The organism is Microcoleus sp. PH2017_12_PCY_D_A (assembly GCF_020738565.1).
Taxonomy (GTDB): Bacteria; Cyanobacteriota; Cyanobacteriia; order Cyanobacteriales; family Microcoleaceae; genus Microcoleus.
Genome location: NZ_JAEQCI010000012.1, coordinates 1 through 26,198, shown reverse-complemented (window position 1 = coordinate 26,198; position 26,198 = coordinate 1). Strand labels below are relative to the sequence as shown.

Genomic DNA, 26,198 nt, shown 5'->3' with positions numbered 1-26,198 from the left:
GGACTGAAGTCCCGACTACAAACCTCTGCGATCGCCCTTACTTTTACGAAAAAACCTGTTCGTAGTGAGGACTTTAGTCCTTCTTCCTAAGTAAGAAAAGAAAGGACTGAAGTCCTCACTACAAACCTGACTTTAGTCCTTCTTCCTAAGTAAGAAAAGAAAGGACTGAAGTCCTCACTACAAACCTGAATTAAATAAATTTTCTGCATTGCAGTAAATAAGTAGTCATCATCCCTTTACCTTTAACTTCGATCGCACCGCGACTCTCAAATACATACTTTTTCTGCAATTTATGATAAGTTGTAGATGTGACGTGAATGCTCCCGGGCTTGCCGTGAGATTCCATGCGGGAAGCAGTATTAACGGTGTCTCCCCACAAATCGTAAATAAATTTTTTAATGCCGATGACTCCGGCGACAACCGGGCCGGTGTTGATGCCGATTCGGATGCTAAGATATTGATTGTGGGTATTGCTGAAATCAATTATTGCCTCCTGCATATCCAGTGCCATTTCTGCGATCGCCTCTGCATGATCGGGGCGAGTAATTGGCAGCCCTCCAACAACCATGTAAGCATCGCCAATCGTCTTAATTTTTTCTAAACCGTGCCTTTCTGCTAGGTTGTCAAATGTCGAAAAAATGTCATTCAGCAACGCAACTAATTCTGTAGGAGAAACTCGCGCACTCAATTGAGTAAAACCTACGATGTCCGCAAACAAGACAGTAACATCAGCAAAAGTATCTGCGATCGTGCTATCTCCCCGCTTCAACCGATTTGCTATTTCTTCAGGCAAAATATTCAATAGCAAGCGCTCGGATTGTTCCTGCTGATAGCGCAGCGCTTTGAGAGTTTCATGCAGAGCATTAGTTCGTTCTTCAACTCTAGATTCTAACTCTTCATTCAGCTTGTAAAGCGCAATTTCAGCCCGCCTGCGGTCTGTGATATCCGTACCGATTGCCAGCAGTCCCGCGAAATTTCCTGCCGCATCAAACAGCGGTTTATTTGCCCACGATACCCAAACGCGAGTTCCGTTACGCTGGATGCTTTCATTTTCATTTGTCGTATATTCTTCCGGGTTCTTTAAAATATTGTTCAATAATACTTTCAGGTCGTTTCCCGCTGTATCTGTCAGGGGGACAATTGTGCCAACAGCGTTTTTTCCCAGTATTTCTTCTTCCCTGTAACCAAAAAACTTCTGTGCAAATTCATTAAAAAAAGTAATATTCCCTTCCGTATCTATTTTTAAAATAATGCTGTTAGCATTCTCTACCAATTCCCGATACTTGATTTCGCTTTCCCGTAACGAATACTCTGCTGATGCACGTTCGCTAATTGTGGCGGCCAATAGCAGCGAAGTAACTACTATTACGCTCATAAAAGCCTGCAAAAATAAAATTGATTGATTGATAGTTATGGCTTTTGCAATAAAGGGGCCGCCTCCCTGAGAACCGCCCCAAATGGCGATACTGGATACAAGGAAAGATGCTAAAACAGCCCCGCGCTGTCCGAATTGAATGGTCGCCCAAATAACCAACGGAAATGGCAAGTATTCAAGGGGATAACCGGAAAGATGGCTATCACTTTTTGAGTTGTATACTAGCCAACTGACTGTTACCAATGACAGCAAGCAGATGCCACGCCAAATTAGACTTGCAAGTGTCTTACGGCGTGTATTTGGTGAATGACGTGCCGTTATTTTTTGGTATGCAATCAGCAGCAGTGGAGTAAAAATCAAAACTCCTAATGTATCTCCGAGATACCAATTCCACCGAATTGTCCAATATTCGCTCCACTGAACTAGACCAGTCAAACACAGACGCAGCGTACCGAGAGAGCAGTTAATTTGAGTGGCAACTACAGCACCGCAAAATATTAAATTGACTACATCACTCAGCCGATCGAGTGAGGGACGAAACTTGAACTGTTGCAGCAAAGTAAATGCACATAAAGCTTGCAAACAACCGCAAAAAGCACTAATTGTTGCATTTATTAAGGATATTTTGAGGTTGAGAGTCTCGTAAAAAAATACGCCTAAAGCTATTCCCGGCCAAAGGCGCCGACCAAATAATAAAACTGCTGCTTGGGCAATTCCTGCGGGCGGCCAGACGCAGGTAGCTAATTTATTCACGCCGGGGATTGAAGATGCTATTTTAGCTCCTAAAGCGTAAGCAAAGGCAATGACAGCTATTTTTCCTAAATATTGCCAATTTATAGATTGAATAAATCGCATAAATTGATTTTTGTTTTGGTTCATAGTGACTTTTATATTTTTAACTAACTATACCAACCGTCAAAACTATTAGGAGATTTTTAATTATTTAAATAGAATCTTTGGCTTTGTTTGTACGGGCTAAGCACAGGTGCGTTGCTACTCAAAAAATTGATTTAAATTGAGGTTTTTTCACTAGCGACACACCCTACAACTACTATTACTTCTTCCTTTTTGCCTCTTTCATCTTCCTTATTTTATAACTTGATTCCTGTGACAAAATAAGTGTTCATCTCGCCTTTGCCTTTGACTTCAATGGTGCCGCGACTTTCTAATAAATACTTGTCCTGCAATCGCTCGTAAGTTGCAGATGTAACTTGAATTTGACCGGGTAAGCCGTGGGATTCCATGCGGGAAGCGGTGTTAACGGTGTCTCCCCACAAATCGTAAATGAATTTTTTTATGCCGATGACTCCGGCGACAACCGGGCCGCTGTTGATGCCGATTCTGATGCTGAAATCTTGATTGTTGGTATTGCTGAAGTCAATAATTGCCTGCTGCATATCCAGGGCCATTTGGGCGATCGCCTCTGCGTGATCGCTGCGGGGCATCGGCAGCCCTCCAACTACCATGTAAGCGTCGCCAATCGTCTTAATTTTTTCCAATCCGTGCTTTTCGGCTAGGCGATCGAATGTCGAAAAAATCTCGTTAAGCAAGGAAACTAATTCCGGCGGAGAAATTTGGGAGCTAATTTGAGTAAAACCGACTATATCTGCAAACAATACTGTGACTTCGGCAAAAGTATCGGCGATGATGCTTTGGTCTTGTTTGAGTCTTTCGGCGATCGCTTGCGGCAAAACGTTGAGGAGGAGACGGTCAGATTTTTCTTGTTCTAAGCGCAAAGCTGCTTCAGCTTCTTTGCGAGTTGTGATATCTTCGACAGTACCTTCGTAATAAAGCAAATTTCCATGTATGTCGCAGACAGTATAAGCATTTTCGGAAATCCAAATTATACTGCCATCTTGGCGGTAAACTTGAGATTCAAAATCCGATACTTTGCCGTTTGTTCGCATTAAGTGGATGACTTCGGCGCGGCGTTCCGGGTATACATATAGCTGGCGGTTGATATCAGTTAAATTTCCCATCAACTCCTCGCAGGAACTGTAACCGTAAAGGCGAATTAAAGCAGGATTGACGCTGAGATATTCGCCATCTGGAGTAGTTTGAAAAATGCCGACGATCGCATTCTCAAAAATGCTGCGGTATTTGGCCTCAGCTTGCCGCAGGGCTGATTCGGCGCGCTGGCGTTCTCGCGCTTCCACTGCAAAAGTTACAGAATCTGTTAGAGAAACAGCGAAACTTTGTTCTTCGATAGTCCAATAGCGCGGCATTCCTACGTGTTCCAAACAGAGAACTCCTGCTGTTTCTCCGCCTATTTGAATCGGTGTATCTAGCATGGAAGTGATGCCGAACGGAATTAGGTAAGATTCCACAAATTCTCTAGTTCTAAAATCTTTTTGCGCGTCAAAGGCAGCAATTGCGCGTTCTTCTCGCAGTGCTTGAAAATAGACAGGATAGTCTGCTTCTGCTAATTCCATACCCTCTGAGTGCTGGTTGAGGGCGCGATCGAACAAATCCAGGCACTCCATCTTGGATTTAGGGCGATCGTACAACCAGACGCTCGATCGCGCAACTTCCAGAGTACGGCTAGCAGTTTCAGTGATTTCTTGAAGCGCTTTGGTTAAATCGCCTTGATTCAGCGCTTTATTTTTGGCTAAATCAATTAATGCCGATTTCTGTTTCTGTAGCTGAAGTTCGCTTTGTTTGAGGGCATTTGTCCGCTCTGCCACTCGGATTTCCAGCTTTTCGTTCAGATGAAGCAGCTCTATTTCAGCTTTTCGGCGATCGGTGATATCTGTGCCGATGCAGAGGATTCCCAAGAGTTCTCCCGCTGCATCAAACAGCGGTTTATTTGCCCAAGATACCCAAACGCGAGATCCGTTACGCCGGATATTTTCATTTTCATAGCTAGTAAAGCGATCGGGATTTTGTAAAATTTCATTATAAACCAACTCTAATTTATTTCCTGCGATGTCACTCACAGGAATAATTGTTCCCACTGCATTTTTGCCAATGATTTCTTCCTGATTGTAGCCAAAGAATATTTCTGCAAATTCATTAAAAAAAGTAATCGTGCCGTCCGGAGCTAGTTTGACAATAATACTGTTAGCATTTTCCACCAATTCTCGATATTTAATTTCGCTTACTCGCAGAGAATTTTCTGCCTCCGCGCGTTCGGCTACCGTCGCAGCCAATAACAGCGAGGTAATCGTAACTACCGCCATAAAAGATTGCAAAAACAAGATAGCCTGATTGATATTGTCGGCTTTGGCTATAAATGGCCCACCTCCATTAGAACTGCCAAAAATTGCGATACTTGAGACAATGAACGATGCTAGGACAGCGGCCCGCTGACCGAATTGGAGCGACGCCCAAATTATCAAAGGAAACGGCAAATATTCCAGGGGATAGCGAGAAATAGAAGCTTCATTTTTTGACTCAAAGACAAGCCAGCTTACCCCAATTAATAATATTAACCATACTCCCCGCCAAATTAAATAATTTTTAGGGAGTTCGGTTTGTCTTTTTAAGCGATCGGCGGTTGCCTTAGGACGCAAAAATATTAAAATCAAAGGAGTTAAAATTAAAACTCCCATTGCATCTCCCAGCCACCAATTCCACCGGAGCGACCAGTATTCTGCCCAATCTACTTTGCCAGCTAAATATATGGAAAACGCGCCAATAGTGCAACTAATCTGAGTAGAAACTAAACCGCCCAATAAAATTAAATTAACTACATCTTTCAAACGTTCTAGAGACGGACGAAACCCCAGCCAGCGCAGCACAGTGGCTGCAAAAACAGCTTGCAAAACTGCTCCTACGTTGCCTCCCACCCAAATTGCAAATATCTGTTCGCTTGGGTTAACTAAATTGAGGAAAAATATACCCAAAACAATCGCAGGCCAAGCTTTTGGGCCAAACAATAAAAGTCCGGCTTGTGCAATTCCTGCGGGCAGCCACACTGAGGAAGCAAAGGGATTGACACCTTGAATTGCAAATGCTAGCCTCGCCCCCACGGCGAAAGCGATCGCCACGACAGTTACTTGGGCTAAGTACCGCCAAATTCTGGATTGAGGGAATCGAAGAAACTGATTTAGGTTCAGATTCATATCGAGTTTTAAGTTTTATAGAAGTTTATGTAGGGTGCGCGTCGCGCACCTTGCTAGCCTCAATGTAGGTGCAGCGCGCACCTTACCGTTACAAAAACTTATTTGATGGCGGCATCAATCCACTGTTTTAAAGTATAATTGACTTCATCAATCAGAATTTCATGGGATTTGTGAGTTGCTCTTTCCACAACTTCAACTTTCCCTAATTTCAGGGAACGACCAGTTACAATTCGATAGGGAATGCCGATTAAATCTGCATCTTTGAATTTAACTCCGGCTCGTTCTTCGCGGTCATCTAACAGGGTTTCAATGCCAGATTGATTGAGTTCTGTATAGAGTTTTTCGGCGACTTCTACTTGTTGGGCGTCGGAAATATTGGGGATGCTAATGATGGCGTGATACGGGGCGATCGCCACCGGCCAAATTATCCCATCTTTGTCGTAGGATTGTTCTACGGCAGATTGAGCCAGCCGCGACACGCCGACGCCGTAGCAGCCCATGATAAAGGGCATTTCTTCGCCTTGTTCGCTGGTGTAGGTGGCGCCCATTGCTTGCGAGTATTTGGTGCCTAATTGGAAGATGTGGCCGACTTCAATTCCTCGGGCACTTTGCAAGGTTTGTTCGGGGTTGTGCACCGCCCGATCGCCCTTTTTAGCAGTTCTAACGCCCACAACCATTGCAGGTAGGGAAAATTCTTTATCCCAGTTAGCGCCGACAACGTGGTATCCTGACTCGTTAGAACCAGTGACAAAGTTTGTTAGATCGACAGCGGTGCGATCGACCAAACGCAAAAACTTGGGAGATACCCCCCCTTGCCCCCCCTTGGTAAGGGGGGGATTTGAATCTTGTTGCCCCCCCTTGGTAAGGGGGGGTTGGGGGGGGTTAGAGGCGATATAATCATCACCAAGATCCGGAGCCATATAACCCAGAGGCAAAGATTTAGCCGCCCATTTTTGCTGAGCTTCCGCATCAGGAACCGTCAAAAACAAAACAGTTTTAGCTTGATAATTGCCAGCTAACTTTGTCAACTCATTCAACAACTTTACCTGATTCACATCTTGGTCGCCGCGAATGCTTACCAACACCAAGACAGTCGTGCCATTATCATAAACAGCCTGATAAAGCACATTTTTAACAACTTGGGTCGGAGAACACTTCAAAAATTTGCAAAGTTTATCAATTGTTTCAGTCCCCGGCGTTTCCCGCTTTTCAAAACTTGCAAAAGGCGAAACTTGGGCATCAGCAGGCATCGACACAGCCTTCTCCACATTAGCAGCATACTGACCATCTTCAGTATAGAGAACTTCATCCTCCCCCGCTTCTGCCAGCACCATAAACTCTTGAGAACCAGAGCCGCCAATCGCACCAGAATCAGCATCTACCGCTCGGAATTCCAAGCCCGAGCGGCGCAGCATATTGCTGTAAGCTTGAGCCATATCCTGATAAGTTTTCTTCAAGCTTTCTTCGCTAGTGTGGAAAGAATAGCCATCTTTCATAATAAATTCGCGACCGCGCATCAACCCAAAACGCGGGCGAATTTCATCGCGAAACTTAGTTTGAATTTGATAGAGATGTACGGGCAATTGCCGATAGGAACGAATCATATCCTTAGCAATTGTAGTAATTACCTCTTCGTGAGTCGGCCCCAGTCCCACTTCTCGCTGCTGCCTGTCAGTCATAGCAAACATAATACCTTCAGCTTGAGTGTAGGTATCCCAGCGGCCCGATTCCCGCCACAAATCGGCAGGTTGCAGTTGCGGGAGGAGGCATTCTTGAGCGCCGGTAGCGTCCATTTCTTCCCGCACAATTTGAGAGACTTTTTTGAGAACTCGCCACATCAAAGGCAGATAAGCGTAAATGCCGCTACCGATGCGCCGGATGTATCCAGCACGGAGTAATAGTTTGTGGCTGGGAATTTCTGCTTCTGCGGGGTCTTCCCGCAGGGTGACGAAAAGCATTTGAGAGAGTCGCATTGGCTGATTTCCTTAAAATACCGGATAATTGTCATCTCAGATTAACTTCTGATATTATCAGAACTCAGCCTGATTTGATTAAATCTATGAATAAAATTTGGAAAAATTATCAAAAAGGTATGACAGCATTTGATAATTGTCACAATCCTACTCTGCAATCTCAGTGGGTAGCCCTAAAAGATGAAATAGGAGAATTTGTTCGAGAGCCTAATTTGAGCGAAATTTGGGATATTCTTCATGCTGCTGGTAGATTGCTGTACAAACTAATCGGAATTCCTTTACATTTGGTAGCCTATCCTACTGTTCGCAAACACAGCGAACGTTTTGAGGAGTACGGCTGCATTCGCAGCCGGCGCAACTGTGAGGGTAAATGCTGCAAACAGTTGACAGTTGACAGTTGATAGTTGATAGTTGATAGTTGACACTTGACAGTTGGTAGCGAGGTTTTTAAACAGTTTATAGCTGATAATTATCATGACCAGATTTATTCACGATCAATTCGCAAAACAATATCTCAAAGAACTATTAACGCCTCTCGGCAAAGTCGAAACCAGCCATGACATTGCTGGAGAAGTGAGGCAGATTGACGTTTTCTTTGCCCCGAAAGCCGAACCTGATGTCGAACCAACAGCCCTCGGCATTCTGGGTCAAATCGCAGCAAAACCCGCTGTAATTGAACCATTCCGCAGTCCAGTACAAACCGGAGAAATTCGCAGTTGTCTGGGAAAACTCTTTGATGTCCACGCCGAATATGAACGAGTCGCCACTAGAGATAATACCCGGATTGCAGAGGCTGATTTACCCCAACTCTGGATACTGTCGCCGACTGTTTCCGACGCGATGCTAGCTGGATTTGGGGCGACTTCTGAACCTGAAAATTGGGTAAGCGGAGTTTATTTTTTGAATGTGTCTCTGAAAGCAGCGATCGTTGCTATTCACCAACTCCCCCGCACTCCCGAAACGCTGTGGCTGAGGGTTTTGGGGAAGGGAAACGTCCAAAAGCAAGCTATTGCCGAATTGAGAGAATTACCGTCTGATAATGTCTTTCGGTTGAACGCGCTAGAATTGTTGTACAACTTGCGAACGATTTTAGAAGTCCGCCAAGACACAGATCGAGAAGATCGGGAGTTAATTATGGAACTGTCACCCCTCTATTTGCAACGAATTGAAGATGCAACTCAGCGCGGTATGCAGCAAGGTATGCAGCAAGGTATTCAGCAAGGTATGCAGCAAGGTATGCAGCGCGCTCAACGCCTGATGGTTGAGAATCTGCTACAAGCAAAATTTAGTGAGATTGATGAAGAATTAGCCCAAATAATCGAGCCTTTGATTCAACTAGAACCCATCGAGATTGCGCGGCTGATGATGCAGCTCGATCGCTCTGAATTGCTAGCTCATTTTGAACAAAAAAATCAATCGCAATCATGACTCAGCAGCGCACTTTACAATCTGTAGGGTGCGCTAAATCATTTTATTATTTATTGTCGAGAAAATCCGGAGTTAATTATGGAACTGTCACCGCTCTATTTGCAACGACTTGAAGAAGCAACTCAGCGAGGTATCGAGCAAGGTATTCAGCAAGGTATCGACCAAGGTATTCAGCAAGTTATTCAGCAAGGTATCGACCAAGGTATTCAGCAAGGTATTCAGCAAGGTATCGAGCAAGGTATTCAGCAAATTAAACGCGAGACTCTTGAGGGTATATTACAAGTAAGATTTGGCGAAATCGATGAAGAATTAGCCCAAATAATTGAGCCTTTGATTCAACTAGAACCTCTTGAAATGATACGACTGAGTATGCAGCTCGATCGCCCCGAATTACTAGCTAGTTTTCTGCCGGAAAATCAAACGGAATCCTAACTCGGTAGCGCACTTTACGATATCTGAGGAATGAGAATTAAATAACCTGCAATTTTGATTGTTCTTGTGGGATGGGCGTCTCGCCCGTCTATAAGGGACGGGCGAGACGCCCATCCCACAGGTTTATGTAAATTATTTAATTCACCATTCTAAGGTACACCGCATCGCACTTTATTCGTATTGATAATGGGTAGCCATCGCCCCCGCCTCAAACTTGCCTTTTTTGGGCGAACTCTGCTGCTACCACTCGCAAAAAAACCCATTTCTGACTTTAGACGGATTTATTCTTCAGCTTCAAGAGCCATAATCAGCAGTAAGGATGACATAACTAGAGAACAGATTTACTACTCATCCGGATTGCACGAATCAAGGCTTCTGTAAGATAAAGCCTGACGAAACAAACCACGATCTAAAAAGTCCCAATTCCCCTACTTAACAGTTAGGGGCTGATTTCAATATGCCTAATTCGGCATCAAACTTTAGGAGGTAATTTATGTTTGAAAGCGAGTTATTCATGTCGCTGTACAGTCCCCAATTCAATATTGCTCAAATGCCAATAGAAATAGATGTCCCGTTTGACCACCCCGATCTCGGAGGGCTGATGTTTCTGAGCCCTCAGTTCTTTGTGGCATTAATCGCCGGAGTCATCATGGCTTTTGGCTTCCAATTCCTGTTAACAAATTTCTCGATCGCCGCCAAAATCTCCAACTGGGACGAGGCTTTGCCCGACGATGACGATGATGAGTCCGAAACTTTTGGCACTAAAGTTCGCAAGATCGAAGGCTTAGTCGGCGGTTGGATTTTAGTCACAGTTAACATAGCTTTATTTTTAGCTTGTTTTCTGGCAGTCAAACTAACTTCAATTGCCTCGGTAGACGGCGCGGCAATTATTGGTGTGGTCATTTGGTCGGCGTACTTTTTAACGCTGGTATGGCTGGGTTCTAGCGCCGTCAGTTCCACGATCGGTTCCTTGATCAAAACTGCTTTTTCCGGCATTCAAGGTGTCATGGGTACTGCTGGTTCCGCGATCGGCGGCAAGATGGCCAGCGACCAAATGGTCAACACTGTAGAGGCATCTGTGGCTGCTGTCCGCCGCGAATTGAGCTCGGCTGTAGACCCGGACAGCATTCGCGAAACCATCCAAGATTATGTCGGTTCTTTGCAGTTACCGAAGCTGGATGTTAAGGAAATTCGCGGTCAATTTGAAAAGTTGCTGGGCGATACTGATATCAAATCTCTTGCGGGAAGCGACGTTCTGAAGAATGTTAACCGCCAAACTTTTGTGGATTTAATTAGCAGCCGCACAGACTTTTCTCAACAGGAAGTAAATCAAGTTGCCGACCAACTCGAAGGTGTTTGGAAGCAAACCTTCGGGAAGCAGCAAGACAAGAAAGACCCGAATTTAGAATTGATTGATTTTCTTAAATTTGCGGCTCCAGATTTGCTGAAGTCTGATGAACTCAACGCCAAGCTATCTCAAATTCTGGAAACTCGGGAAAACAAATCAGAATCCAGCAGCGACATGAAGCGCGCGATGCAGTTGGGTGTGGAAGCTCTTGTCGGCACTGTTTTGTCGCGGACGGATTTGTCGGATTTGGATGTGGAAAAAATCTCTGGTCAGTTGCAGCAACTGACTGCAAAAGGGACGGAACAAGCTAAGTCTTTGGCTTCTAAGGTGGGCGATAAAGTGCCTGCGCTGCCTTTCAATACAGCTAAGGCTGATGTGGAAAATTACTTGCTGAATACTCAACCTTGGCATCTCAACCGAGAAACTATCAAGCAGGAATTTAGGGATGTTATTTACGATCCCGAAGCTTCTCCGGGAGCAGTTTTGCGCCAGTTAGAGATGTTTAATCCCGATTATTTTGTAGGGATTCTGGGCCGCCGCGAGGGCTTCAGTCAGGAACAGGCGAGGGAAATTGCCGAACAGCTTGAAAGCGTGCGCCAAGAAGTTTTGGAAATTGTGCAAGCTGCTGCTGGTGAGGAACAGTCTCAGGATTTGCGGAGCCGGATTGAGAATTATTTGCGATCGACTGGTAAGGAAGAATTGAATCCTGAAGGTATCGAGAAGGACTTCCAAGCGCTGTTGGAAGATCGCGATGCTGGTTTTGAGGCGTTGCGCGATCGCCTGTCACAATTCGATCGCGATACTCTGGTACAATTGCTCGGCCAGCGCGAGGATTTTAGCCCCGAGGAAGCGGATCAGTTAATCGGGCGGCTCGAAAGTTCGCGCGATCGCGTAATTTCCAAAGCTCAAGAATTGCAAGAGCAAGCGAAATCGAAAGCGCAAGAAGTACGCCAAAGGGTAGAAGAGTATCTCCGCAATACTAACAAGGAAGAACTCAATCCTGAAGCGATCGAGCGCGAGTTTCAAACGCTGTTAAGCGACCCGCAAGCAGGCTTGAAAGCGCTGAGAGAACGCTTGTCTCAATTCGATCGCGATACGCTGGTGCAACTGCTGTCGCAGCGCCAAGATCTCAGCGAAGAACAGGTAAATGGGGCGATCGACAAAATCGAATCCGTGCGCGACAACATTATCCACGCGCCGCAAATTGTTGCGGATAAAGCTAAGCAGCAGTACGAAGAAATTACTGCAAAAATTGGCGAGTACCTGCGGAATACTAACCTGGAAGAACTGGATCCTGAAGGCATCAATCGGGATTTGACCAAATTGTTTGAAAATCCGAAAGAAGGTGCCTTGGCGCTGCGGGAAAGACTGTCTCAGGTCGATCGCGAAACCTTGGTCAAGTTGCTTTCGCAGCGGGAAGATTTGAGCGAAGAACAGATCGAGCGGACGATCGATCGCGTGCAAGATTCAATTCGCAGCATCGTGAAATCGCCCCGCCGCTTGGCATCTCGCGCTCAAAAAACTGTCCAGGATTTCCAAGGAAGTTTGGAAAATTACTTGCGGAATACCGACAAGGAAGAACTCAATCCTGACGGTATCAAGCGCGATTTGCAGTTGCTGTTTAGCGAGCCGGGAGCGGGGATGCAAAGTTTGGGCGATCGGCTGAAGCACTTCGATCGCGGTACTTTGGTAGCCTTGCTGTCCCAGCGGGAAGACATCTCCGAAGAGGAAGCGAACCAAATTGCCGATCGTATTGAATCTGTCCGCAACGAGTTTGTCGAACAAATTCAAATGGTACAAGACAAGTTCCAGTCAACAATTGACGGTATTTTCTCAAAAATCCGGGATTACCTCAATTCGCTCGATCGGCCAGAGCTCAACTACGAAGGAATCAAGCGCGACTTCCGCAAAGTATTTGACGATCCACAGGCCGGATTTGACGCGATTAAACAGCGTTTGGGTGAATTCGATCGCGGTACCTTAGTAGCGCTGCTGAGTTCTCGTTCCGACATTTCCGAGACAGACGCTCACCGAATTGTTGACCAAATGGAAGGAGCCCGGGACAGCGTTATATTGCGCGCCGAACGCCTGCAAGATGAAGCCAAAAAACGCATTAAAGAGCTCAAGAACAAGACCAAGCAGCAAGCAGAAGATGCGCGGGAAGCCGCCGCAACTGCTGCTTGGTGGCTGTTCGGTACGGCTCTAACTTCTGTAGTGGTTTCGGCTTTGGCTGGAGCAATAGCAGTCGGCGGTATTTCGGGTTTGTTTAGCTAGAATTTCCACAAGTTTCAATTAAAGTTCTCCTGATTCTAGGCTGGCTGTGTGCCAGCCTATTTTCTTTGAAATCCTACGCTCTCGGTTCCAACGGAAAAAAAGGTTCGTAGTGAGGACTTTAGTCCGCAAAAATTAAGCAGTATTCGTAGGGTGCGTCGCTCGAAAAAGCCCTTGCATTCAATCGACAATATTAGGGCGACGCACCTTAAACATGGGCCGCATCGTGGAAACAGCCTTGCGTAAAAATCTCGTCCAACAATTGTTGTGTACCACTATTTTGATAAAAGGTGCGTCCCCACGATATTATCGATTGAATGCAAGGGATTGTTCGCAAGCGACACACCCTACAAATACTACGAACCTTGATTACAACTAAGGTTTGTAGTGAGGACTTTAGTCCGCAAAAATTAAGAAGGACTGAAGTCCTCACTACAAACCTGACTTCAGTCCGCAAAAATTAAGAAGGACTGAAGTCCTCACTACAAACCTTACGATTTCAAAGTAATTGACCTGAGACATATCGCATCCTCCTTTAGTTGTAACTTTTCTAGCAGATTCCTCACATCAATCTTTAATTACGGTCGGGGATCATCTCTACCTTAAGCAAGATTCTAGCCTAGGTATTTATTCGCTAACTTTCATTAAGTCGCAAAACAAGTTTTCGCCCTAAGAAAACTGAGCAATAGATATTATTTTGGAGGCTTCAATGACATTTACTACTGCCGGTGCTTACGACCAAGGAAAAGTAGATATTCAGAGCTTGAGTGTAGACGACCAATTAGGTTTGCTGTGGTTTGTTTACACCGAAATGGGCAAGTCAATCACGCCAGCGGCTCCCGGTGCTTCCGGTTCCGAAATTGCTCAGGGTTTGTTCGATCAAGTCAAGCCGCTGCCCCACGAGGAACAACTGCAAGTAATGCGCGACATTGCCTCAAAAGCCAATACTGAAATCAGCCGGATGTACGGCTCGATGAGCCCGGAAACCAAGCTGGCTTTTTGGTATTTCCTGGCAGTAGGAATGGATGAAGGAACAATTATTCCCGTCCCTCCCGACTATCAACTTCCCGAAGCTGGAAAAGCTTTATTAGGAAAGATTCAGGGCATGGACTTTCAACAGCAAATTGATTTCCTGCGCGGTACAGTTTTAGAAATGGGTGCCGGGGCCGCTCCGGGCGCTGGCATTTAATTTGAGTTGAGTAAGGTGCGCAGTGCGCACCTACAAATTCTAGCTAATAACTGAATTCAGCAGCTATGTTCCCCACAACTTCCGGCGCACCTGCAATTAAACGCATATCTTCGCAGCCAACTGTGAGCAATGGTTGACCTAAGTTTAAACTGGCAAAATGACTCTCTTCAGGTATTTCTACTTCGCCTTTAATCAAGCCGATGCGAGACTGGAACTCTCCTTTAAACATTAGCAAATTGCTGCGATCGGCGCTAAAAACATTTCCGCTCAAAGGTAGGGGAAATCCAAAACTTTGTTTGCTGTAATTGAGACTGCACAGTTGCAGATTTCCTTGGCTAACTGTGACGCGGTAGCCTAGCGGTGAGGCTTTTAGTGAATCGCTGCCTTCCCAACTAAATTGAGCTAATTCTTTAGGAAGTCCCCAAATTTCGCGCCCGCCAGCTACTGAGTTAGGGTTGTCTACGTAGATGTGCGAAATCCAAGCGCCCCATTTTCCTGCATTACTGGCGATCGCGCTAACTACAATTAACTCATTGTACTCCATCACGGAACCCAGCCCGTAGGAGGATATATAAATGCCACCTAGCGTTTTTCCTGGCAATAAACAGACAATTTCTAACTCAGAGGGAACCAAGGGGCGCACTCGTGCTACATCTACCAATTGCAAAGTCTGAACAGCATAACCTTGCAGGCGCCAAGGAGCAGGTGAATATACCATTTTAAGTGATTTTAGATCTGATATTTTATATTTATTTTAGCTTAGGCTCTAAAACAGCAACAGGTTTTGGTATTTTTTCATAACATCCTAGTATATTCACGCATAAGAAAGATTAATCTGCGAATAGCGAGCAATTAGTTGACATTTGAGCAAAAGTTAAATATCGTCTACTTAGTGAATATTTAGAAGGAACCTAAACCTGTATGCTGACATCTTACAAGCCAGATGTTTTCGATACTTTAGAGCATTTTTTTACGGCAAGAGACCTACTGGAACAAGCCCAAGACAACATGACCGAACTCGGTGCTATCATCCGCAGTCACGGCTTGCAAAAACAGGTTGGTATCTGCTTGCTTCACAAACACTTTGACCTCTCGGATAACGAGAGGTTGGTTGAAGAGTTTGATGGCAACAATGCTTATGTTAAGCCAACCGCAGAATACGGCGATGCTATTCCTTATATGTGGAAGGTGGAACAAAATCAAGCATCAGGCGAATGGGTTTGGTTTCCCTTAGAATTTGTCCGCGTTACTGAAGCTGTGTCGGCAGCAGTTGAACGGTCAGAAGCTGTTGTCAATAACTCGGAATTCCTGAATGAAATTGCGGGTAAACTGTCAGAATTGGGAATGACTGGAATGTTCGGAATCAGCATTTTGCACCGAGATGCAATTAAGGTTGCTGAGGGCGAAATTTTGGTGGAAAGTACAGACGACGAAGCCCGTGTCTTGACTCTTTCTTCGGTTCCTCGCCAAAATGTCGATCGCACAACTTTAACACAAACTCTCTGGCAGTTTCCCAATGCTGAAGGGTTTGAGGTTGGGGCGATGTGTTCTCACTGCACTCACTGCACGCATTGCACTCATTAGGCAAGATTGCTAAAGTGTAAAAATTAGTATATATGTAGGGTGCGCACTGCGCACCTTACCGCTATAAGTAGCAAGTCAAACTACTTTTTGCCTAAGTCCTCAAACAGAGAAGAAAGGACTAAATTCCTTACTACGAACGGGTTTTTAGTAAGTGCGATTGAGCAATATTAAATAATGTGCAATCTCCGTCAAAGTATAGTAATTTATCGCTGTCAAAATCGGGAGTTAGAAACTACAAAAGAGTGCACAATTCCCCGAGTGTGGCTGAGTTCGGGTACGCAGCTAGCTGTTGACACTTCGCCCGATCGCCTTCAGTATTGTGAAGGTGCTTTTATGCCGAAAGAACCTTGGAGGGAACCGACGCCCGCAGAGTCAACCCTGCTTTGGGCTGATGAACCGCCGCCCCGCTATTCGGGTGTCGGAATTGTGCGTTTACCTGCGGATGTTTTGGCTTTGTTGGCTGCTTCCGGTATCCCTTCGCTAACCACTCCCCTACAGGTGGCTGAGTTTAAATCTCAGGAAAAATGCGGACAGATACTCGATCGACTAATTGACTATTTTAAGCCTTTTTGTCTGTCGGATTCGCCGCCAGTTATCAGCGGTATGGGAGGCCGACAGCCGGGATTGAGTACGGCGACAATTGATAACAAACGCGGTTGTCGCAACGGTTTGCATACTGATAGTTGGGACAATCTGCCGCTGGCTAAAAAGCAAGAGGCTACTAATCGGATTTGCGTGAATTTAGGGCGGGATAGCCGTTATTTTTTGTTTGTCAATTTGACTGAGATGGACATTTTTGAAATGCTGGGAGGTTCTGATTCCGATGTTGGGAAACCTTGGACGCGACAGTTAACTTATGAGTTTATGCAGCGCTATGGGGAATATCCGGTGGTGAAGCTGAGAATTGCACCGGGCGAGGCTTATATTGCACCGACTGAAAATATGATTCACGATGCTTCTACGGCAGATATGAAGCATTTGGATGTTAAGGTGATGATGCGCGGTTATTACAGGATTCCAGCATGAGTTTTGCCCCAATTTTACACCTACCCAAAACAATGGGGGAAAATTGCATATTTCGGGAGATGCTCAAAGCCTACCCCACAATAATTTGATTGTTTATTAAAATACAATTTAAATGCAGAATAGCTTCAACGATCGCGAAAAATTGCAACAGTCGATCGCGCTTTACGAAAATGCGATCGTCCAAAATCCCAATTCGCCCTCAGCTTACCACGATTTAGGAAAAGCCCTGCAACAAAACGGGCAAATTGCCGCAGCCGTCGCCTGTCACCAAAAAGCCATTCTCCTGCAACCAAACTTTACCGCCGCTTACTTCCCATTAATGTACGCGCCCCTCCCCAAAGATTCTCCTCTCATTGACGGTTTGGTGGCTCTTTACCGCGAAGTTATCGAGATTTTGCCAAATTTCCCCTTAGCCTACATTAACTTGGCTGTGGCGCTCAGCAAGCAGGGAAAAATCCAGGAGTCGAGATCCCTTTTTCAAACCGCAGTCCGCTTGCAAACTGTAGCATCTCGCCCGGAATTGTCTCAAGTAGAATGGAATTCAACCCAATTGCGCGAACCCGATTTCATCATCATCGGTTCTCCGAGGTGCGGCACAACTTCTCTGTACAAATATATCACTGCACACCCTCAGATTTTACCCGCAGCCAATAAAGAAATCTGTTTCTTTTCCGAACATTTCAACAAAGGATTAGCTTGGTATCAAGCGCACTTTCCCCCGCCAATAGACGCGCACCATTTTTTGACAGGAGAAGCAACTCCGACTTATCTGACTCACCCCCTAGCTGCGTCAAGATTGCACGGATGTTTGCCAAAAATCAAGCTGATTGCGATTTTGCGAAATCCTGTCGTTCGCGCTTTTTCGCACTATCAAATGCTGGTGAGGCGCGGTACGGAATGCAGGACGTTTGAAAAGGCGATCGGTGCCGAGTTGCAATTGCTCGCAGGTGCTACCGAAACAAGTTTAGCAGATAAAAGTTATTGGAAAGATTGTCACTACATTTACAAAAGTCTTTATGCTTGCAGCCTCAAACAGTGGATGAATCTTTTTCCCAGGGAACAGTTTTTAATATTGCAGAGTGAAGAATTTTATACAAATCCGGCGGCGACACTAAAACAAGTTTTTGATTTTTTAGATTTGCCAGATTATCAACTCAGCGATTACAAACAATATAACAGTGGAAATTATCAGCCTGCGGATGATGTTGTCTGTCAGCGACTGCGCCAGTATTTTCAGCCGCACAATCTAGAATTAGCCGAATATTTGAACAGGGAATTTAGCTGGTAAAAACTAGAGGAATTATATCAAATCACTTCACTTCAGTCCAGTCCGCCAGGGGTTTAAACCCCTGGCTAATAGCTAAAGTCCTCTAAAGAGGACTAATCAGTTGACAATTCTTCTTCTCAGTCCTCATAGCGAGGACTTTAGCTTTGAGGCAGGGGTTTCAACCCCTGCCGGACTATCCGCGTTCATCTGCGGTTAAAAAAATCCAAACCTACTTACTCGCATAACCCGTGCTCACCAAAAACTCGCGCAACTTCCCAAAGAATTGAGTGCGATCGCGCCCTTGATAAACCCCCTCCAATAACCGCCAACCTTCCGCCTCCTGGCCCGCCACATACTTGCTCGCCATGAAAGCCGCCAACACCCCTTTCACCTCTGCATCTTCGCTCGATCGCTTCCGAGATTCCAGCCACAACTCAGCACCATTCGTGTATACTTCCACGAGATACTGCTTGGTAACATCTTCCATTTTACCTGGGCGGTACTGCCAAATTTGCAGCGGCAACCGAGAATCCGCATAATTTGTAAAAGCCTCCGCAAATCGCCCGTCTAGACTCTTGAACTCCGGGATATCATTTTTGCCAAAATCGACAATTTCGTAGCTCACATTGCCCCAGAAATGCTTGATGTGAGTGTATTTCTTCGCGGCTGAGTCGTAGCGGTAAATAAACGAATAATTGCAGCAGCGGACGCCGCTGTTAATTGAGACTAAATCTGCCAGCACTTCCGGTTCCTTGTCGCCGTCCAAATCGCGGATTCGCACCGATAACAAACGCCCTTCCGATACTTCCTCGCTGGCTTTTTTGTCGGGATTGTCTGCTAGAGAACGAGTCGGAATCAGCACTGGTTCTTCTAATAAACTTTGACCGTTGCGGATGATTTTGATGCGGATATTTTTAGCATTTTCTGCTTCTTTGACAAAAGAAACTTCTGCCAGAACTTTCTCCGACTCCGAGATTTCTGTGGTTCTCGGCGGGCCGATATCCGGGGGAACTTGCGCGATGTATTGCGAGGGAACTAAGGCTGTTTTGCCGGGTTTGGCGATCGCCTGACACAGAAAAGTTGCTACTTCGGCGCGAGTAGCATTGCGTGTCGGTTCTAGCTGTTTGACGGCGGGATAGTTGACCACAAGTTGTTTTTCGGCGGCGGCGGCGATCGCATTTCTGGCCAATTCGGGAATGTCTCGCGCATCTTCAAAAGTCGCATTCAAAATCTCAGGCGCTGAACCAGCAGGCGTATATTTCAAGCCGCTGCTTAGGGCTACCAAAACCTGCCAGCGGGGAATGTTCAAAGTCGCGTTAAAAATACTGCCGCTGTATCCGGATAAAAAACCCGTCTGATAAGCTTCTCGAATTGGTTTATAACCCCAGTAGTTCGTGGGAATATCTGCAAAGTCGATCGGATTGCGGACGGTTTTTGCATCGGGAAAAGCCCTCCGCAGCATCGCCGCAAACTCAGCGCGGCTGACGGGGCGGTTCGGGCGAAAAGTGCCGTCTTCGTAGTAGCCGCTGATGATTTTTTTCTCGGCTAATTCTTCTATGCAGGCTTGGGCCCAATGGTCTTTAACATCTTTAAATTTGGCTTCCGCAAATGCCGGCGCTACATTCAGGTCTGGAAATACTAAATTGCCGATGATTATCCCCAGGGCTACCACTAAAGCGATGACAGCTTGACGTTTGTGCGATCGAACCATACCACAGCCTCCTCTACTTGCTTTGTTTGCGATCGAAACCGAAGCAAATCTTATACAATATCAGGTATTCTACCCTGTTTCTGTTAACATGCTCAGGATTTCTGCATTCACAGCCGCGCCGCGATCCCGAGTCGAAGCGAAGCAATTTTAAACCTTGGCGATTGCAATGCTTGCGATCGCACGCTAAGCAATCAGGCAGAAATTTGTTGCCACAGGCGATCGATTGTTACAAACTTGTAACCTTTATACAACAGCAATGGAATAATTTTATCAGCAGAAGTCGCCACATCTTCGCCGCCGCAATAACCGTCGTGCAGTACAATAATTGAACCGTTTTCTGTTTGCTGCACGACACGATTCATAACTTTTTTCACCCCAGGCCGCACCCAATCTTCCGGGACAACACTCCACATTACGGGGCGATATTCCCACTGTTGCAATAACTCTAATGTTCGCGGCGTAAAAATGCCGTTTGGCGGGCGCACGTCGCGGATTAATTTTGGGTCTAAATCGCAAGCTTTGCTAATGGCTTTTTGCGTGTCTGCTAAACTTTGTTTTAGTTCGTGGGTTTTGAGTTTGGCAAAGGATACGTGCTGGTAGCCGTGGAGGCCGATCCAGTGTCCGCGATCGCACACTTCTTTAGCCGTTTCTGGATGCCTGTCAACGCAAAATCCCAGCCAGAAAAAACTCGCTTTGATGTCGTATTTATCTAAAACTTTTAGCAGTTGAGGTGTGTGGTGCCGGTGCGGCCCGTCGTCAAATGTTAGGGCAATTTCTCGGCTGTTGATATCTCCCGTCCACAGGCATCTGGGAAAAGCTGTTTTGAGAATGGGATGAACGACAGGAAACAAAGGTGCTAGTGGCATTGGTTAATGTTGCGAAAGTGCGATCGGGTAGAAATGAAGCTGCGCTACAATACAATAAAGTTAACTCAATCGAGGTAAATATGACAACTGCTGTTGAGATAGGAACGTTAATTGTCCGCACGCCGGGAACTTGCGGCGGCCGCCCGCGAATTGCAGGAACTAGAATTACAGTAGAAAACATTGCTATTGATTTTAATGCCGGGATGACTCCACAACAAATCATTGATGAAATACCGCACTTGACTTTAGCACAAATTTATGCAGCGCTCACTTACTATTACGCGAACAAGGAAGCAACGGACGCATCCATAGCAGCTTACTATGAAGAGTATGACCGTTTGGAAGCAGAATATATGGCAGGTAAGCTATCGTGAGCCGAATTTGTTTATACATGGATGAGGATATTCTCCAACGCTCGCTGATACTCGCTCTGCGAACTTCTGGTGTAGACGTGATAACTACCTCGGACGCTAACAAGCTTAGCTGTTCAGATGAGGAACAACTCATCTGGGCAGCAGAGCAAGGGCGTGCCATATACAGTTTCAACACTAAAGATTTTTGTCGTTTGCACAGTACCTTTATTTCCGAAGATATCGGTCATGCTGGAATTATTATGGGTGTTCAACAGCGGTACTCGATTGGCGAGCAGTTGCGGGGTTTTTTCAACTTGATTGCTGCTAAGTCAGCCGAAGAAATGATCGATCAATTGGTATTTCTAGCCGAGTACATTAGATCTGAATAAAAGCCTAAAATAACCGCTCGCACCGGAAACTACCAGCCTCTTTAACCCCTTTGATATAGACTCCATCTACCAGCAGTCGCTCGACCTCTATCTCAAGATCGATGCGATCGCCCTACAGTGTCCTCATATACTAAAAACAAGCATAAATAATTGACAAACCATCAAGGAGGAACAATGGCAGAGGAATATCTAGCAGAACGCACAGTTTCAGCCGTATTTAAAGAAGAAGAACAATTAGACGGCGTAATTCGGCGGTTGCTCGATCGCGGAGTCTCCCGCGACCACATCTCAGTCATGGGCAAAAACTTTCAGTCCAAAACTAAAATTGCCGGCTTTCTGACTAAAAAAGATGTGATTTTAGGAGGCCTGAGAAGCGGCGCGATTTTTGGTTCCTTATTCGGTTCTTTTTTGGGCTTGCTAACCGGCGTCGGCGTGCTGTTTATCCCCTTTGTCGGTGCAGTAGTATCCGCAGGTCCGCTGGGTGCTGTACTGTTGGGTGCAGCTAGCGGCGCGATCGCAGGTTCGGCCGGTGCGGGCTTAGTTTCGGCATTAGTCGCTTTGGGAATGCCCGAAGACAAAGCAACTATCTATCAAACCCGCGTCGAAGCAGGCGAATTTCTCGTGATGGCCGAAGTTCCCGCAGATAAATCGGGCGAATTTCAACTCTTGCTAGAAAGCGCAGGCGGCGAAGAAGTTTCAGTTAGCGAAATGACCCTACCGCGCGCTGTAAAAGGTCGCTGCAACAGTCCGGCTGACTTGTCTCCCGAAGTGCGATCGCACCTGTCGGAAGCAGCACAAAAAACCTTTATGGAATCCTACAACAGCGCATTTGACGAAAGCAACGACTCGATCCAAGCAGAACACACCGCTTGGGACGCCATTCACAAGGAGTACGAAGAAGATGAAAGTGGCGTTTGGACTAAGCCTTTAGCAAAAGTCTAGTCCCCTGACAGTGGTAAACTAATAAAAGATAGAATGCAGCCTCTAAAACCGAAGTTTTAGAGGCTTGTAATATTTGAGAGTTTAGATTATAAAATAGACAAAATTGCCAAATTCCTTTGATATCATGTCCGGTCGAGTGACCGCAATAAGTAAGGTTCGTAGTGCGGACTTCAGTCCGCTATACGGCTGTAAGGTTCGTAGTGCGGACTTCAGTCCGCTCTTAAACTCTTCGTTCGTAGTGCGGACTTCAGTCCGCTATACGGCTGCCGACTTTCCTACACACGCCCGATCCATTTTTGTTATGGTAATCGACCGGACATGATATTAATCAAATTTTGGGACGATGCTCAAAGCCATCCCACAAGAAAAAAAAATTGTGGGATGGCTTTGAGCATCGTCCTATTTATTGTTACAATCTTGTCTATTTTATAATTGTGCATTGTGAATTGTGAAAGATTTAATTCCTCTGGTATTGCACAAAGTTGCCCTGTCAAGTACAATCAACAGGCTGACAATCTAAAATTGGGAAAGCAAATGCAAAAATACATTTGTACAGTTTGCAATTACGTCTACGATCCAGAAGTAGGCGACCCCGACGGAGACATACCGCCCGGTACAGCCTTTGAAGATATCCCCGACGATTGGGTTTGTCCCACTTGCGGGGTCGCAAAATCCGATTTTGAACCAGAATAAGCGAGAAAAAATTTGTCCGATCGAATGCTAAAAATTACAGTCATAGGCGGCGGTGCAGCGGGTTTTTTTAGTGCAATTACTTGCGCCAAAACCTACCCGCAAGCCCGCGTCACTTTACTAGAAGCAGGCCGCCAAGTCCTGGCAAAAGTTCGCATCTCTGGCGGCGGGCGCTGCAACGTCACTCATGCTTGTTTTGACCCCGGTGTTTTAGTGCAGAATTACCCCAGAGGAGGGAAAGCTCTGCGCGGTGCTTTTACTCGATTTCAACCCCGCGATACTGTTGACTGGTTCGCCAGTCACGGCGTGAAATTGAAAACAGAAGCAGACGGGCGAATGTTTCCGATTACAGACGATTCGGAGACAATTGTTAACTGTTTGATCCGGGCTGCTGAGGATGCAGGCGTAAAAATTCGCACGGGCGATGCAGTCGTTTCAGTCAAGAAATTAACCACAGAATTAGCAGCCGCATCGAAGGATTCGTCAAACTCGTTCCCAGGTTCCACCGGGGAATGCAGTTCTAGAAACTCTGCCCCGACAGTCACAAATGCAGCAGATAAATTATCTATTTATTCCCCAAATTCTGCCTTTGAAATAGAGTTGAAATCCGGGGAAAAATTGCAGTCGGATCGCATTTTGCTCGCGACAGGCAGCAATCCCTCCGGTTTTAAGTGGGCAAAAGAGTTAGGTAATACTGTAGAAGTTCCTGTTCCTTCTCTATTTACTTTTAATATTTCTGACAGCAGAATCAAAGATTTAGCGGGAGTTTCGGTTCCGAATGCTAAGGTGAAATTGGCGGGAGCAAAATTAGAACAAAGCGGGCCTTTGTTAATTACTCACTGGGGTGTCAGCGGGCCTGCTGTACTCAAACTTTCGGCTTGGGGTGCGAGATTTTTGCACGATCGCCATTATCGAACATCTGTGCTGATTAATTGGCTTCCCCAGTACAATGCAGAGGTTTTGCGGCAGCAACTGCTGGGTGTCAAATCGCAGTTGTCGCACCGATTAATCGTCTCTAGCTGTCCGTTTCCGATGCCGCGCCGCCTCTGGGAACGTTTGACAAGTTCGATCGGCATTGACGAGCAAAAACGCTGGGCTGACTTATCTAACAAAATTCTCGATAAACTCCTCCTTGAACTCGTCCAAGGCGAATATCAGATTTCAGGAAAAGGCGCATTTAAGGAAGAATTCGTCACCTGCGGCGGTGTCAGCCTCAAAGAAGTGGATTTTAAGACAATGGAAAGCCGCCGCTGTCCCGGACTTTTCTTTGCTGGCGAAATCTTGGATATCGACGGCGTGACGGGCGGTTTCAACTTCCAAAGTGCGTGGACTACGGCGTGGTTGGCTGGAATTGCGATCGGCAAATAAGCCGATTTTCGATCGATCGAGGTTTGGGACTTGCGATCGGGCGATCGGCTTGCCAGTATTAAATTTTGTGTTATTTTTGAAGTTAGGCGCACCAAATATGCGTCAACTTCAGCAGGCAGACAAAATTCGCAATTTTGCAAAGTTAACATCGGGTGAGAGACATGAAAAACTTGAATCTACCAACCCTAAAATTAGACAACAACCTAGACAGCCATCTTGACTCACCTTTCATCGAAAACAATGGCTTGCTAGAATTCAACCCCAAATTTATCACTCCCGAATTTTTAACAACCTGGACCTTTGAGACAAAGCTGTACGGAGAATTAGTATCCATAGACCACTTTGTCATCACATTTCCCAACCGCACCGCCCTCGAAAACTACGCCGAATCTTTTCGCCCCTTCGGCGCCAAAACCGTTGAAGGCCCCGACTTATTCCCGATCAACTTTTGTTCGGAAAACATCAATGTTCCCTCGGATTTGTGGCTGCATTTAATGACCTTATTAATGCCAGCCGGCGGCTTAGTAGTATTAGATGCGCCCCACGCAGCCGGCGACCAAAAAAACCGCTTCCAGCAAGAAAGAGGATTAGCAGCAGTTCACCACGTCGCAATTCGAGTCGAAAACGTGCAGAATGCTGCTACAATATGGCAAAACACAGACTGCAAGCCCCTCTCAGATAAACCTTTAAACTACGGTTCATTAACTCAGTGGTTTCTGAAAAATCCAGCAGGACAAATCATCGAATTAATCGAACGGCGTCCCGGCAACAACGCAACTTTCGACTGCAAAAACATCGCAGGTCTTCGCCTGAGTGAATATCAAAACAAGAAGTAATGACTAATGACTAATGACTAATGACTACTGACTAATGACTAATGACTAATGACTAATGACTAATGACTAATGACTACTGACTAATGACTAATGACTAATGACTACTGACTACTGACTACTGACTACTGACTACTGACTACTGACTACTGACTACTGACTAATTACCAAACAGCTTATGATTGCAGTAAAAGTTCCAAAAGTTACTTTTCAACCCCCAACATTCAACTCAATTGAAGAAGAACGCCGCCACCGCAAACAGCGTTTAGCCGCCGCGCTCAGATTATTTGGTCGCTTTGGTTTCAGTGAAGGAATTGCCGGACACATCACCGTCCGAGACCCCGAATACCTAGACCATTTCTGGGTCAATTCCTTTGGAATGCACTTTAGTTTAATTCGAGTCAGCGACCTAATTTTAGTCAACCACAAAGGCGAAGTTGTTGAAGGAAATAAACCTGTAAACGAAGCAGCATTTGCCATTCATTCGCAAGTGCACAGTGCCCGCCCCGACGTAATTGCAGCAGCCCACGCCCATTCACCCTACGGCAAAAGTTGGTCAACACTCGGCCGGATTCTTGACCCGCTGACGCAAGATTCTTGTTCATTTTATGAAGACCAAGCTTTATTTGACGATTACACCGGAGTTGTTTTGGAAATCGAAGAAGCTAAACGCATCGCCAAAACTTTAGGTGAGAAAAAAGCGATTATTTTACAAAATCACGGACTGTTAACAGTAGGTCAAACAGTAGATGAAGCAGCATGGTGGTTTATTGCAATGGAACGTTCTTGTCAAGCGCAGTTAATGGCGGAAGCAGCCGGAAAACCCATTCTCATCAAGCCAGAATGTGCGCGTTTGACACAGCAACAAGTCGGATCCCACCCCATGGGATGGTTTAGCTTTCAACCGCTTTATGACATGATTGTGCGCCGAGAACCAGACTTGTTAGATTAACCACTTTGATATTATCCACAATAAAATTGGTTCGTAGTAAGGACTTTAGTCCTGATTGACTCATAGACAAGAAGAAAACTAAAGTCCTGACTACAAACCATAAAATGGGTTCGTAGTCAGGACTTTAGTCCTGATTG

Annotated in this window: 21 protein-coding genes; 15 read left to right on the top strand and 6 right to left on the bottom strand. The window is 45.7% G+C overall.

Features of this window, described 5'->3' with window-relative positions; translation table 11 throughout:
* Positions 1–190 precede the first annotated feature (190 nt).
* The 3 genes from JGK39_RS01595 to proS form a co-directional block, all read right to left on the bottom strand.
* Positions 191–2,254 (bottom strand): adenylate/guanylate cyclase domain-containing protein, encoded by a 2,064-nt coding sequence (locus JGK39_RS01595; RefSeq protein ID WP_293246980.1) that lies wholly within the window; start codon positions 2,252–2,254, stop codon positions 191–193.
* Between the two features lie 212 nt (positions 2,255–2,466).
* Positions 2,467–5,439: an adenylate/guanylate cyclase domain-containing protein gene (locus tag JGK39_RS01590; RefSeq protein ID WP_293246977.1), complete on the bottom strand. Its 2,973-nt coding sequence runs from the start codon at positions 5,437–5,439 to the stop codon at positions 2,467–2,469.
* A gap of 98 nt (positions 5,440–5,537) precedes the next feature.
* A complete protein-coding gene (proS, locus tag JGK39_RS01585; protein WP_293246974.1) occupies positions 5,538–7,412 on the bottom strand; it encodes a proline--tRNA ligase in 1,875 nt (624 codons plus the stop codon).
* A 119-nt stretch (positions 7,413–7,531) separates the two neighbouring features.
* Here proS and JGK39_RS01580 point away from each other — a divergent pair, with 119 nt between their 5' ends.
* From JGK39_RS01580 to JGK39_RS01560, 5 genes are all read left to right on the top strand, one after another.
* Entirely contained in the window at positions 7,532–7,813 is a 282-nt protein-coding gene (locus JGK39_RS01580; protein WP_293297296.1) for a hypothetical protein, read from the top strand.
* Positions 7,814–7,886: 73 nt separating this feature from the next.
* Complete coding sequence (locus JGK39_RS01575) at positions 7,887–8,840, top strand: hypothetical protein (RefSeq protein ID WP_293246968.1); 954 nt, start codon at positions 7,887–7,889, stop codon at positions 8,838–8,840.
* Positions 8,841–8,918: 78 nt separating this feature from the next.
* A complete protein-coding gene (locus tag JGK39_RS01570; RefSeq protein WP_293246965.1) occupies positions 8,919–9,272 on the top strand; it encodes a hypothetical protein in 354 nt (117 codons plus the stop codon).
* Positions 9,273–9,765: 493 nt separating this feature from the next.
* The gene (locus JGK39_RS01565; protein WP_293246960.1) at positions 9,766–12,894 is read left to right on the top strand and encodes an MFS transporter; all 3,129 of its coding nucleotides are present in this window, start codon (positions 9,766–9,768) and stop codon (positions 12,892–12,894) included.
* Between the two features lie 706 nt (positions 12,895–13,600).
* Positions 13,601–14,080: an orange carotenoid protein N-terminal domain-containing protein gene (locus tag JGK39_RS01560; RefSeq protein ID WP_293246957.1), complete on the top strand. Its 480-nt coding sequence runs from the start codon at positions 13,601–13,603 to the stop codon at positions 14,078–14,080.
* A gap of 43 nt (positions 14,081–14,123) precedes the next feature.
* Here JGK39_RS01560 and JGK39_RS01555 read toward each other — a convergent pair whose 3' ends face one another.
* Positions 14,124–14,798: an acetoacetate decarboxylase family protein gene (locus tag JGK39_RS01555; protein WP_293246954.1), complete on the bottom strand. Its 675-nt coding sequence runs from the start codon at positions 14,796–14,798 to the stop codon at positions 14,124–14,126.
* Positions 14,799–15,001: 203 nt separating this feature from the next.
* Here JGK39_RS01555 and JGK39_RS01550 point away from each other — a divergent pair, with 203 nt between their 5' ends.
* The 3 genes from JGK39_RS01550 to JGK39_RS01540 all read left to right on the top strand — a co-directional run bounded on the left by JGK39_RS01550 (position 15,002) and on the right by JGK39_RS01540 (position 17,978).
* Positions 15,002–15,664: a glycerol-3-phosphate ABC transporter substrate-binding protein gene (locus JGK39_RS01550; RefSeq protein ID WP_293246951.1), complete on the top strand. Its 663-nt coding sequence runs from the start codon at positions 15,002–15,004 to the stop codon at positions 15,662–15,664.
* Between the two features lie 174 nt (positions 15,665–15,838).
* Entirely contained in the window at positions 15,839–16,690 is an 852-nt protein-coding gene (locus JGK39_RS01545; RefSeq protein ID WP_293246948.1) for a hypothetical protein, read from the top strand.
* Positions 16,691–16,802: 112 nt separating this feature from the next.
* Positions 16,803–17,978, top strand: a complete 1,176-nt coding sequence (locus tag JGK39_RS01540) for a tetratricopeptide repeat protein (protein WP_293297299.1) — start codon at positions 16,803–16,805, stop codon at positions 17,976–17,978.
* Between the two features lie 208 nt (positions 17,979–18,186).
* Here the strand turns inward: JGK39_RS01540 and JGK39_RS01535 are convergent, their stop codons facing one another.
* Entirely contained in the window at positions 18,187–19,668 is a 1,482-nt protein-coding gene (locus tag JGK39_RS01535) for an S-layer homology domain-containing protein (protein WP_293297301.1), read from the bottom strand.
* Between the two features lie 191 nt (positions 19,669–19,859).
* Positions 19,860–20,534, bottom strand: a complete 675-nt coding sequence (locus JGK39_RS01530; protein ID WP_293246939.1) for a polysaccharide deacetylase family protein — start codon at positions 20,532–20,534, stop codon at positions 19,860–19,862.
* Here JGK39_RS01530 and JGK39_RS01525 point away from each other — a divergent pair.
* The 7 genes from JGK39_RS01525 to JGK39_RS01495 all read left to right on the top strand — a co-directional run bounded on the left by JGK39_RS01525 (position 20,522) and on the right by JGK39_RS01495 (position 26,061).
* On the top strand, positions 20,522–20,908 hold the full coding sequence (locus tag JGK39_RS01525) for a DUF433 domain-containing protein (protein ID WP_293297304.1): 387 nt from the start codon (positions 20,522–20,524) through the stop codon (positions 20,906–20,908). The two genes, JGK39_RS01530 and JGK39_RS01525, sit on opposite strands and share 13 nt — an antisense overlap.
* Complete coding sequence (locus JGK39_RS01520) at positions 20,905–21,276, top strand: DUF5615 family PIN-like protein (protein WP_293246933.1); 372 nt, start codon at positions 20,905–20,907, stop codon at positions 21,274–21,276. Before JGK39_RS01525 ends, JGK39_RS01520 begins: the two co-directional genes overlap by 4 nt.
* A 174-nt stretch (positions 21,277–21,450) precedes the next feature.
* A complete protein-coding gene (locus JGK39_RS01515; RefSeq protein WP_293297307.1) occupies positions 21,451–22,218 on the top strand; it encodes a ChaB family protein in 768 nt (255 codons plus the stop codon).
* Positions 22,219–22,752: 534 nt separating this feature from the next.
* The gene (gene rd, locus JGK39_RS01510; protein WP_293246927.1) at positions 22,753–22,911 is read left to right on the top strand and encodes a rubredoxin; all 159 of its coding nucleotides are present in this window, start codon (positions 22,753–22,755) and stop codon (positions 22,909–22,911) included.
* Between the two features lie 24 nt (positions 22,912–22,935).
* Positions 22,936–24,276, top strand: a complete 1,341-nt coding sequence (locus tag JGK39_RS01505; protein WP_293297310.1) for an NAD(P)/FAD-dependent oxidoreductase — start codon at positions 22,936–22,938, stop codon at positions 24,274–24,276.
* A 161-nt stretch (positions 24,277–24,437) separates the two neighbouring features.
* Positions 24,438–25,112 (top strand): hypothetical protein, encoded by a 675-nt coding sequence (locus JGK39_RS01500; RefSeq protein WP_293246918.1) that lies wholly within the window; start codon positions 24,438–24,440, stop codon positions 25,110–25,112.
* Between the two features lie 175 nt (positions 25,113–25,287).
* Positions 25,288–26,061, top strand: a complete 774-nt coding sequence (locus JGK39_RS01495) for a class II aldolase/adducin family protein (protein ID WP_293297313.1) — start codon at positions 25,288–25,290, stop codon at positions 26,059–26,061.
* Positions 26,062–26,198 lie beyond the last annotated feature (137 nt).